Here is an 11,315-nt window from a genome sequence, read left to right as displayed (position 1 = left end):
CGGTAAGGCCCAGGTCAAACGTGGAGAAATAAAGGAGATAATGTAAATTATCATGCGCTTTTTTCAGCGCGCCTTCTTTCCCACTATTTTTCAGCCTGCGCCGCAGGCGTCCGGAACGTTACGCTGACCTGTGTCCCACCCTGTGGCGGCTGAGAAAAGTGTAATGTCCCGCCGAGCCGTCCCGCGCGTTCGCGCATGATATTCAGCCCGTAATGCCCCGGCGGTTCACTGGCGTCGCCGATACCAATACCGTTGTCGCGGATCGTGACCGTGTGAGTGCCGTCCGCGGTGGTGACGCAGCTGACCACAATCTCGCTCGCGTCGGCATGTTTAATCGCATTCAGCACTGCCTCACGCACAATCTGTAAGAGGTGCACCTGTTTTTGCGCGTCCAGCGCCAGCGATGAGAGACGGCAGTCGAGCACCAACTTCGCGCTGGTCTGGCTTTGCAACCCGTCAAGAGACTCCTGTAGCGCGGCAGGAAGATTGGCGTGATTGAGCGTCAGGCGGAAGGTGGTGAGCAGCTCGCGTAGCTGATGCCAGGCGTTATTCAGCTCGCGGGAGAAGTCCGTAATGATGGCCTGCGCCGGGGCATTGTCGCCCGGCACGGCATGCTTCAGCAGCGTAAGCTGAATACGCAAATAGGAGAGCACCTGCGCCAGCGAATCATGCAACTCGCGCGCGATGGTGGCGCGCTCTTCCATCAGCAGCAACTGCTGATAATGTTTCTGCGCCTGATTGAAATAGAGCCCCCGGCCCAGCATCGTCGCCACGCTTTCCATGAGCGGCAGCGGAACATCCCCGGTCGCGCTTTGCCAGCGCAGTTCGCCGTACAGGGTGTCCTGCATTAATACCGGTAAATTGTGCATTTTCTCGCCCGGGGACTCCTGTCCTTCGTAAAGCTGCCAGTCGTCACTGGTGCGCAATTGCAGGTAATTCATCTGCGTATAGTCATGCACAATCTGCAAAATATGCCGGAAGCAGTGGCTGTCTATCTGCCCGGTATTCAACGCCTGTGAGCATTTGAACAGCATTTCGAGCTGCTGATGCGCTTCATTCAGGTGGCGGGTTTTTTCAGCAACGGAGTGCTCCAGGGAACGGTACAGGGTGTGTAATTCCGCCGACATATGGTTGAAGGCGCGGGAAAGCTGGCCCAGCTCGTTGGGAAGCATAATATCCGGCGCGGGGGTATCGAACTGCCCCTGTTCGATACGCTCGCTCGCTGCCACCAGATTATTCAGCGGCAGCACAACCTGACGGCGGATGCGCCGCAGGGTCATCACCGCCAGCAGCAGGATGCCCAGGCCGCCCGTCAGCGACATGAAAATCACCAGCTGTATCTTATGTTCGGTGTAGTGCTGTAGCGCCAGCACAAAGGCATCTATCCGGCCCACGAAATCCTCTATGTGGCTCTGATACCACCCGGTATCGCCGCTGGCGATACGCGTGTCCATCTCCTGCCAGCCAAGCTGCAACTGCTGGTAACGCTGTTTGACGTCCTCTGGCACATACCAGCGGTTTAGCTTCTGCAACGCAGGCGCGCTCAGCGTTTTCTGCCAGACCGCGCGGTGCCCTGCCAGCGACGGGCTGGCGCGCTGCATTTCGTAGCCCAGGCGGTAGCTCTGCATGCGCAGCGATCCGGCGATGTTAATCGCCTCGGCGTCGCGCTGGCTGCTGGCGAGTGTAACCAGCGCAATGGCGCTGATCAGAACGGACAAGACAATCATCGAAAAGAAAGCCCGAGCCAGGCTTCCCGATACGGGGCGTTTAACGGTCACTCATCGGCTTCCTGAATTAAATTGATCTGCCACAGGTTCACTGGAAATAGTTCGCCTTCCAGGGCATTTGAACATTGCGTCGCCATGCCACTGTGGGTAAATACGATAACAATAGAAAGAATAAGGTTATTGAACCAAAAACAGGTGTTGTTATGAATCGTTTTATTATGGCCAACGCTCAACAGTGTATCGGTTGTCGCACCTGCGAAGTTGCCTGTGTGATGGCGCACAACGGGGAGCAGCACGCGCTGAGCGAGCGCCATTTTCATCCCCGCATTACGGTCCTTACCTCAGGCTTGCGAAAAAGCCCCGTGACCTGCCACCACTGTGAAAACGCGCCCTGCGCGCAAAGCTGCCCGAACGGAGCCATCACGCAACACAGCGACAGCGTACAGGTCAATCAACAAAAATGCATTGGCTGTAAAGCCTGCGTGGTGGCCTGTCCGTTTGGCACGATGGACATGCTGATCGCCCCGCTGGAAAACGACAGCGTAAAGGCCTCGGCGCACAAATGCGACCTCTGCCTGGAAAGGCCGCAAGGCCCGGCCTGCGTTGAAAACTGCCCGGCAGAGGTGCTTACGCTCGCCACCCCAGCCGTGCTGGATAAGCTGGTTAAACAGCGCCGACAGCGCAGCGCAAGGCTGGACGCGCTGCCGTGGCACAGCGAGGCGGTTCAGTCAGTCCCTCCGCAAACCAAACGGCAACAGATGCAAAACACCCCGGCGCGCGGTGAGCCGGATAAGCTCAGCCCCGACGCGCGCGCCGGCCATTTTAACGAGATCTACTTGCCGTTTCGCCCGGAACAGGCGCAGCGCGAAGCATCCCGGTGCCTGAAATGTGGCGACCACAGCATTTGCGAGTGGACCTGCCCGCTGCATAACCATATTCCACAGTGGATTGAGCGGATCGGGGCGGGGGATATCGTCGGTGCGGCTGAGCTTTCTCACCAGACTAACTGTTTACCGGAAATTACCGGCCGCGTCTGTCCACAGGATCGATTATGTGAAGGCGCCTGCACCCTGCGGGATGCGTCAGGGGCGGTAACCATCGGGAATATCGAACGGTATATCTCGGATCGGGCGCTGGCGATGGGCTGGACGCCGGACGTCAGCCACGTTAAACCGGTCGGTAAGCGCGTCGCCATCATCGGTGCCGGTCCGGCAGGGCTGGCCTGCGCCGACGTACTGGTGCGCAGCGGCGTCGGTGTGACGGTCTACGATCGCCATCCGGAAATCGGCGGATTGCTGACCTTTGGTATTCCGGCCTTCAAGCTGGATAAATCCCTGTTAGCGCGGCGCAGAGAGATATTCAGCGCGATGGGCATCCGCTTCGAGCTGAACTGCGAGGTGGGAAAAGACGTATCGATGGCCCAACTGCAAAACGACTACGATGCCCTGTTCATCGGCGTAGGGACCTATCGTTCCATGAAAGCGGGTATCCCTCACGAAGACGCGCCGGGCGTGTACGACGCGCTGCCGTTTTTAGTGGCGAACACGCGGAACGTGATGGGCCTTGACCCTGCCGCAGACGAGCCGTTTATCGACACGCAGGGGTTAAACGTGGTGGTGCTGGGCGGGGGCGATACGGCGATGGACTGCGTGCGCACCGCGCTGCGACATGGCGCGGCGAAAGTCACCTGCGCCTATCGGCGGGACGAGGCCAACATGCCGGGCTCAAAGAAAGAGGTTAAAAACGCGAAAGAAGAGGGCGCGGCCTTTGAATTTAATGTCCAGCCGGTTGAGCTCACGCTGGATACCGACGGAAAGGTCAACGGTATCCGGATGCTGCGCACCCGTCTGGGCGAGCCGGATGCGCAGGGGCGGCGGCGTCCTGTCCCGGTGGCGGGCAGTGAGTTTGTCATGCCAGCGGATGCGGTGATCATGGCGTTTGGGTTTAATCCGCACGCCATGCCGTGGCTTCAGGCGCAGGGCGTCGACACCGACGACTGGGGGCGCATCAGGGCCTCCGTGGAGAGCCGTTATCGCTACCAGACCTCGAATCCGCAGATTTTTGCTGGCGGTGATGCGGTACGCGGTGCAGATCTGGTGGTCACCGCGATGGCGGAAGGGCGCCATGCCGCGCAGGGGATCATGGACTGGCTTGGCGTGCCGCCGCGCAACATGCATTAACGCAGACGGGCGACAAAGCGGGCTTCACAGCGTAGTATAAACAGACTCATTTTGCCGTGGAGCCCGTATGTCTCTGAACATTAGCGTTATTAAAGACAAAATCCTTTCTGAAAATTACTTTGTCCTGCGTAACATCACTTACGATCTCACCCGTAAGAACGGGGACGTCATTCGCCATAAACGCGAAGTCTACGACCGGGGCAATGGTGCAACCATTCTGCTGTATAACCGTGAAAAGCAAAGCGTAGTGCTGATCCGCCAGTTTCGCATCGCGACATGGGTCAATGGCAACGCGGACGGACGTCTGATTGAAACCTGTGCAGGTCTGCTGGACGACGATGAGCCGGAAGTGTGTATCCGCAAAGAAGCCATTGAAGAGACGGGTTTTGAGGTGGGGACGGTGCAGAAAGTCTTTGAGCTGTTTATGTCCCCTGGCGGGGTCACCGAGCTGATCCACTTCTTCATTGCGGAATATACCGATGCCCAGCGCACGCACCGGGGCGGTGGCGTGGACGACGAAGACATTGAAGTGCTGGAAATGCCTTTCGCTAAGGCTGTTGACATGGTGAAACGCGGCGAGATCCGCGACGGTAAAGCGGTGATCCTGTTGCAATATCTGCAAACCAGCGGGCTGATGAATGCCGCGGCGGAAGCGCGATAAGTTGTATTTCAGATAAATCTATCCGATAAATCCGATTGAGCCAGCCCGCCCAGGGCACGAAGATACGCCCCAGATTGACCTATTCGTTTGCGGGGCTGTGCCGTTCATGCGCTACTGCGTTTTTCTTCTCTTCTTCATTTGCGTGCTTCCCGCGCCTCGGGTGTGGGCTGCGCCTGCGCAGCAGTCTTTTTCAGACTGGCAGGTGACCTGCAATAACCAGAACTTCTGCGTAGCGCGCAACACTGGCGAGCATCGCGGTCTGGTCATGTCGCTGAGCCGCAGTGCGGGGGCAAAAACGGACGCCAGCCTGCGCATTGATCTCGGTGGGCTTTCGGCGCCTCCGGTGAAAGAGCCTGACATCGCCCCGCGCCTGCTGCTCGACAATGTGCCGCTTAAACTCACGTCGCAACACTGGCAGTTAACCCCCTGGCATCTTAAAACAGACGATACGGGCACCATCACCACGTTTCTGAAAACCATTCAGGAAGGTCAGGCGCTGACTCTGCGCGGGGGGAAGCAGACAATCTCTCTGGCCGGGCTGAAAGCGGCGCTGCTGTTTATCGATGCCCAGCAAAAACGCGTCGGAAGTGAAACGGCATGGATTAAAAAAGGGGATAGTCCACCGCTGAGCGTGCCGCCTGCGCCGGCATTAAAAAAGGTGGCGGTGGTGAACCCCACGCCAACGCCGCTGACGCATAACGAATTGAACGATCTGCTGGATTACGGTAACTGGCGCATGAACCACAGCCAGTGCTCTCTCGATCCGAACCGGCGTGAGGTGCGCGTGACCGCGCTGACCGATGACAAAGCGCTGATGATCATCAGCTGTGAGGCGGGGGCGTACAACACCGTCGACCTGGCGTGGCTGGTGTCGCGTAAAAAACCGTTTGCGGCCAGGAGCGTGAGATTGCGTCTGCCGTTTACCCCTTCCAGCCAGAGTAGCGACATGGAGCTGATGAATGCCAGCTTCGATGAAAAAACGCGCGAGCTGACCACGCTGGCGCTGGGACGCGGGATTGGCGACTGTGGGATCCAGACCCGCTGGCGTTTTAACGGCCAGCGCTTCCGTCTGGTACGCTACGCGGAAGAGCCAAGCTGTGATAACTGGAATGGGCCAGATGCCTGGCCCACGCTGTGGATCACAAGGTAGGGTTTTGCCGATTTGTAGGCCGGGTCAGGCGCAGCCGCCACCCGGCAACGCAGATCGCACTACAGCACGCTCAGCGCCTTCTCCACTACGTTCTCAACGGTAAAGCCGAAGTACGGAAACAGCTTATCGGCCGGGGCGGATTCACCGTAACCCTTCATGCCGACAATCGCCCCTTTCAGACCCACATATTTGTACCAGTAGTCGGCAATGCCAGCTTCAACCGCCACGCGCGCCGCGACGTTTGAAGGCAGCACCGATTCGCGGTACGCCTCATCCTGGGCATCAAAGATATCCGTTGAAGGCAGGGAAACCACGCGCACCGCGTGACCCTCGGCGGTCAGTTTCTCCGCCGCTTTTACCGTGATTTCCACCTCTGAACCGGTGGCAATCAGGATCACGTCTGGCTTGCCGCCGCTGTCTTTCAGGATGTACCCGCCGCGGGCGATATTTTTCACCTGCTCCGGCGTGCGCTCGATCTGCGCCAGGTTCTGGCGCGACAGGATCAGCGCCGTGGGTCCGTTATGACGCTCTACGGCCAGCTTCCAGCCCACTGCCGCTTCAACCTGATCGCACGGACGCCAGGTACTGAAGTTTGGCGTCAGGCGCAGGCTCGCCAGCTGCTCTACCGCCTGGTGCGTCGGCCCATCTTCACCCAGTCCGATGGAGTCGTGGGTGTACACCATGATTTGCCGCGCCTTCATCAGAGCCGCCATACGCGCCGCGTTACGGGCATATTCGACAAACATCAGGAAGGTAGCGGTGTACGGCACGAAGCCGCCATGGTGGGCGATGCCGTTGGCAATGGCGGTCATCCCGAACTCGCGCACGCCGTAGTGGATGTAGTTCCCGGCAATGTCCTCCTTCAGGGATTTAGAGCCGGACCAGATGGTAAGGTTACTTGGCGCCAGATCCGCCGATCCGCCCAGCAGTTCGGGCAGGATTGGGCCAATTGCGTTCAGGGTGTTTTGTGATGCCTTACGGGTGGCAATTTTCGCCGGGTTGGATTGCAGGTTTTCAATCATCGCCTGGGTTTTCTCTTCCCAGTCTTCCGGCAGGCCGCCGCTCATGCGGCGGGTAAACTCAGCCGCCAGCTCCGGATACGCTTTTTTGTAAGCGGCAAACTTCTCGTTCCAGGCCTGCTGCGCTTTTTCACCTGTTTCGCGAGCATCCCAGGCCTTGTAGATCTCTTTTGGGATCTCAAAGGCCGGGTGTTTCCAGCCCAGTTTCTGGCGGGTCAGCGCCACTTCCTCTTCACCCAGCGCCGCGCCGTGCGCCTCTTCTTTGCCCGCTTTGTTCGGCGAGCCGAAGCCGATGGTGGTGCGGCAGATGATCAGGGACGGTTTGTCCTTCACGCTCTGCGCTTCCTGAATCGCTTTTTTCACCGCCTCAGGATCGTGACCGTCGATCTCGTGCACCACGTGCCAGTGATAGGCTTCAAAGCGTTTCGCCGTGTCGTCGGTAAACCAGCCCTCGGTTTCCCCGTCAATGGAGATACCGTTGTGATCGTAGAAGCCAATCAGCTTGCCCAGGCCCAGGGTGCCCGCCAGCGAGCAGACCTCGTGGGAGATCCCCTCCATCAGGCAGCCATCACCCATAAAGACATAGGTGTAGTGATCGACAATCTCGTGGTCGGGCTGGTTGAACTGCGCGGCCAGCGTACGCTCTGCAATCGCCAGGCCGACGGCATTCGCCAGCCCCTGGCCCAGCGGGCCGGTAGTGGTTTCAACGCCCGGCGTATAGCCGATCTCCGGGTGGCCCGGCGTTTTGGAGTGCAGCTGGCGGAAGTTTTTTAACTCCTCAAGCGGCAGATCGTAGCCGGAGAGGTGCAGCAGGCTGTAGAGCAGCATCGATGCGTGACCGTTGGAGAGAATAAAACGGTCGCGATCGTACCAGGTCGGATCGGTCGGGTTGTGCTTGAGGAAGTCGTTCCACAGCACTTCGGCAATATCAGCCATACCCATGGGGGCGCCAGGGTGGCCGGAATTGGCTTTTTGTACGGCATCCATGCTGAGGGCGCGAATGGCGTTGGCGAGCTCTTTACGGGACATAGTTCACTCCGTGGCAAGGTTAAAGTTTGGCAGCGAGAAGATCTTCGAGTTTGCGCTGGTCGACGGCGAACTGACGGATGCCGTCCGCCAGTTTTTCCACGGCCATTGGGTCCTGATTGTGCTCCCAGCGGAATTCCGCTTCGGTCATGGGTTTTGGTTTTGGCAGAACGGTGGAGGTCGGCACAAGCTTGCGGATCACCGTCTCTTCACTCTCCTGAAGCTTTTTCAGCAGGTCAGGGGAGATGGTCAGCCGGTCGCAGCCCGCGAGCGCCAGGATCTGCTCCGTGCGGCGGAAGCTGGCCCCCATCACGATGGTTTCGTAGCGGTGCTGCTTGTAATAATCGTAGATATTACGCACCGATTTTACGCCAGGATCTTCTTCCACCACGTACGGATCCATTGGCTGTTTCGCCTGATACCAGTCGTAGATACGTCCGACAAACGGTGAAATCAGGAACACGCCCGCTTCGGCGCAGGCACGCGCCTGGGCGAAGGAAAACAGCAGCGTCAGGTTGCAGTGGATCCCCTCTTTCTCCAGCACTTCCGCCGCGCGGATGCCTTCCCAGGTAGAGGCAAGCTTGATCAGGATGCGTGATTTATCGATCCCCTGCTCCTGGTAGAGTTCCACCAGGCGGCGAGCCTTGCTGATGCTCTTTTCCTGGTCAAACGAGAGGCGGGCGTCCACTTCGGTGGAGACGCGTCCCGGTATGCTTTTAAGAATTTCCGCACCGATATTGACCGCCAGCTTGTCGCTGGCCTCGGCGACCTGCTGCTCCTGCGTTTTCCCGCGCTGTTTGCCATAGGCAAGGGCGTCATCAATCAGATGACTAAAGTGCGCAAGACCGGCCGCCTTGAGCAGCAGAGAGGGATTGGTGGTCGCGTCTTCCGGCTGGTAGTGACGAATCGACTCGATGTCGCCGCTGTCTGCAACCACGGTGGTAAATTGTTTGATGCCGTCTAGCTGGTTCATAATTACTCCTTGGAAATAAAAGAGTTAGTCGAGTGCGTTAGTTCACACTTCTGAGAAAATCATGATGGACTTAACAAAAAAGCATAGCAGACGGGGGAGGCATTGCTTTCTGAGACGGGTAACATGGCTGTTATAAATTGATAACAATTTTTATTCTGCAATGGTGAGAGTTTGGCAGCCTTCAAAGTTTAGGAGCCTGCCTGCGGCGATACTATGCGGCACACCAGGGTGTGCATAGGAACGTCAACATCACCCTTTTTGACCGAAACGTGAAAGGAATAACAAGATGGATGATCAGTTAAAACAAAGCGCTCTCGATTTTCATGAGTTTCCTGTTCCGGGTAAAATCCAGGTATCCCCGACCAAACCGCTGGCGACCCAGCGCGATCTGGCGCTGGCCTACTCGCCGGGCGTGGCTGCTCCGTGCCTGGAAATCGAAAAAGATCCGCTGGCAGCGTACAAATACACCGCGCGCGGCAACCTGGTGGCCGTTATCTCTAACGGTACGGCGGTGCTGGGGTTAGGGAACATCGGTGCGCTGGCCGGTAAGCCGGTGATGGAAGGGAAGGGCGTTCTGTTTAAGAAATTTGCCGGTATCGACGTCTTCGATATCGAAGTGGACGAACTGGATCCGGATAAATTCATCAACGTGGTGGCGGCGCTGGAGCCGACCTTCGGCGGCATCAACCTGGAAGACATCAAAGCGCCGGAATGTTTCTATATCGAGCAGAAGCTGCGCGAGCGTATGAACATTCCCGTGTTCCATGACGACCAGCACGGCACGGCGATTATCAGTACCGCCGCCATTCTGAACGGCCTGCGCGTGGTAGAGAAAAATCTCTCCGACGTGCGCATGGTGGTCTCCGGCGCAGGCGCCGCGGCCATCGCCTGTATGAACCTGCTGGTGGCGCTGGGCATGCAGAAACACAACATCGTGGTCTGCGACTCCAAGGGCGTGATTTACAAAGACCGCGAGCCAAACATGGCGGAAACCAAGGCGGCCTATGCGGTGGAAGACGATGGCAAGCGCACGCTAGAAGACGTGATTGATGGTGCTGACATTTTCCTCGGCTGTTCAGGCCCGAAAGTACTGACCCAGGAGATGGTGCAGAAGATGGCGCGCGCGCCAATGATCCTGGCCCTGGCGAACCCGGAGCCGGAAATTCTGCCGCCGCTGGCGAAGGCGGTGCGTGAAGACGCGATCATCTGTACCGGACGTTCGGACTACCCGAACCAGGTGAACAACGTGCTCTGCTTCCCGTTCATCTTCCGCGGTGCGCTGGACGTCGGCGCCACGGCGATCAACGAAGAGATGAAGCTGGCTGCCGTTCATGCTATCGCAGAGCTGGCGCACGCCGAGCAGAGCGAAGTGGTGGCCTCCGCCTACGGCGATCAGGATCTGAGCTTCGGCCCCGACTACATCATCCCTAAACCGTTTGACCCGCGTCTGATCGTGAAGATCGCGCCAGCGGTGGCTAAAGCGGCGATGGACTCCGGCGTGGCGACGCGGCCGATTGAAGATTTCGATGCCTACGTCGATAAACTCACCGAGTTCGTCTACAAAACCAACCTGTTTATGAAGCCGATCTTCTCCCAGGCGCGCGCTGACGCGAAGCGCGTGGTGCTGGCGGAAGGGGAAGAGGCGCGGGTGCTGCATGCCACGCAGGAGCTGATCACCTTAGGGCTGGCGAAACCGATCCTGATTGGTCGTCCGAGCGTGATCGAGATGCGTATTCAGAAGCTGGGCCTGCAAATTAAGCCGGGCGTCGACTTTGAGATCGTCAATAACGAATCCGATCCGCGCTTCAAAGAGTACTGGAACGAATACTATTCGATCATGAAGCGTCGCGGGATCACCCAGGAGCAGGCGCAGCGGGCGGTGATCAGCAATACCACGGTGATCGGCGCGATCATGGTTCATCGCGGTGAGGCGGATGCGCTGATCTGCGGCACCATCGGCGAGTACCATGAGCATTTCAGCGTGGTGCAGGAGATCTTCGGCTATCGCGAGGGCGTCCATACTGCCGGCGCAATGAACGCGCTGCTGCTGCCAAGCGGTAACACCTTTATCGCCGATACCTACGTCAACGACGATCCTTCCCCGGAGGAACTGGCGGAAATCACCGTGATGGCGGCGGAAACCGTGCGCCGCTTTGGTATCGAGCCGAAAGTGGCGCTGCTGTCGCACTCTAACTTCGGGTCATCCAAATCCGCGGCGGCGTGCAAAATGCGCCAGACGCTGGACCTGGTGCGCGAGCGTGCGCCGGAGCTGATGATCGACGGCGAGATGCACGGCGACGCCGCGCTGGTGGAGAGCATTCGTAATGAACGTATGCCGGACAGCCCGCTGAAAGGCTCGGCGAACGTGCTGATTATGCCGAACGTAGAAGCGGCGCGTATCAGCTATAACCTGCTGCGTGTGTCGAGTTCTGAAGGGGTGACCGTAGGGCCAGTGCTGATGGGGGTGTCAAAACCGGTGCATGTGTTAACGCCGATTGCCTCCGTGCGTCGTATCGTCAACATGGTGGCGCTGGCGGTGGTTGAGGCACAGACGCAGCCGCTGTAATTAACCCCACCCC

7 protein-coding genes are annotated in these 11,315 nt (G+C 58.4%); 4 read left to right on the top strand and 3 right to left on the bottom strand.

Annotation, left to right across the window (positions count from 1 at the left end; all coding sequences use genetic code 11):
• Positions 1 to 83 precede the first annotated feature (83 nt).
• Entirely contained in the window at positions 84 to 1,778 is a 1,695-nt protein-coding gene (narQ, locus tag BFV63_RS15730; RefSeq protein ID WP_045896665.1) for a nitrate/nitrite two-component system sensor histidine kinase NarQ, read from the bottom strand.
• 152 nt (positions 1,779 to 1,930) lie between these two features.
• Here narQ and aegA point away from each other — a divergent pair, with 152 nt between their 5' ends.
• The 3 genes from aegA to BFV63_RS15710 all read left to right on the top strand — a co-directional run bounded on the left by aegA (position 1,931) and on the right by BFV63_RS15710 (position 5,718).
• Positions 1,931 to 3,907, top strand: a complete 1,977-nt coding sequence (aegA, locus tag BFV63_RS15720; RefSeq protein ID WP_059370730.1) for a formate-dependent uric acid utilization protein AegA — start codon at positions 1,931 to 1,933, stop codon at positions 3,905 to 3,907.
• A 67-nt stretch (positions 3,908 to 3,974) separates the two neighbouring features.
• On the top strand, positions 3,975 to 4,568 hold the full coding sequence (gene nudK / locus BFV63_RS15715) for a GDP-mannose pyrophosphatase NudK (protein WP_003863554.1): 594 nt from the start codon (positions 3,975 to 3,977) through the stop codon (positions 4,566 to 4,568).
• A 106-nt stretch (positions 4,569 to 4,674) separates the two neighbouring features.
• The gene (locus BFV63_RS15710) at positions 4,675 to 5,718 is read left to right on the top strand and encodes a DUF1176 domain-containing protein (protein WP_047653871.1); all 1,044 of its coding nucleotides are present in this window, start codon (positions 4,675 to 4,677) and stop codon (positions 5,716 to 5,718) included.
• A 59-nt stretch (positions 5,719 to 5,777) separates the two neighbouring features.
• On the opposite strand, the gene tkt is transcribed toward BFV63_RS15710, so the two are convergent.
• Both tkt and tal read right to left on the bottom strand, forming a co-directional pair.
• Positions 5,778 to 7,766, bottom strand: coding sequence for a transketolase (gene tkt / locus BFV63_RS15705; protein WP_045330443.1), 1,989 nt, complete (start codon positions 7,764 to 7,766; stop codon positions 5,778 to 5,780).
• A 19-nt stretch (positions 7,767 to 7,785) separates the two neighbouring features.
• Entirely contained in the window at positions 7,786 to 8,736 is a 951-nt protein-coding gene (gene tal / locus BFV63_RS15700; protein ID WP_045896673.1) for a transaldolase, read from the bottom strand.
• A 286-nt stretch (positions 8,737 to 9,022) separates the two neighbouring features.
• On the opposite strand from tal, the gene maeB reads away from it, so the two are divergent.
• Positions 9,023 to 11,302, top strand: a complete 2,280-nt coding sequence (gene maeB, locus BFV63_RS15695; protein WP_032659706.1) for an NADP-dependent oxaloacetate-decarboxylating malate dehydrogenase — start codon at positions 9,023 to 9,025, stop codon at positions 11,300 to 11,302.
• Positions 11,303 to 11,315 lie beyond the last annotated feature (13 nt).

The sequence above is a fragment of the Enterobacter hormaechei subsp. xiangfangensis genome (genome assembly GCF_001729785.1).
Classification (GTDB): Bacteria; Pseudomonadota; Gammaproteobacteria; order Enterobacterales; family Enterobacteriaceae; genus Enterobacter; species Enterobacter hormaechei_C.
This window is presented reverse-complemented; position numbering and strand designations above follow the sequence as displayed.

What these genes read in the sequence shown, in the direction of transcription:
- aegA (WP_059370730.1), top strand. Translation starts at nt 1,931, where the DNA reads ATGAATCGTTTTATTATGGCCAACGCTCAACAGTGTATCGGTTGTCGC.
- tkt (WP_045330443.1), bottom strand. Translation starts at nt 7,766, where the DNA reads ATGTCCCGTAAAGAGCTCGCCAACGCCATTCGCGCCCTCAGCATGGAT.
- tal (WP_045896673.1), bottom strand. Translation starts at nt 8,736, where the DNA reads ATGAACCAGCTAGACGGCATCAAACAATTTACCACCGTGGTTGCAGAC.
- nudK (WP_003863554.1), top strand. Translation starts at nt 3,975, where the DNA reads ATGTCTCTGAACATTAGCGTTATTAAAGACAAAATCCTTTCTGAAAAT.
- maeB (WP_032659706.1), top strand. Translation starts at nt 9,023, where the DNA reads ATGGATGATCAGTTAAAACAAAGCGCTCTCGATTTTCATGAGTTTCCT.
- BFV63_RS15710 (WP_047653871.1), top strand. Translation starts at nt 4,675, where the DNA reads ATGCGCTACTGCGTTTTTCTTCTCTTCTTCATTTGCGTGCTTCCCGCG.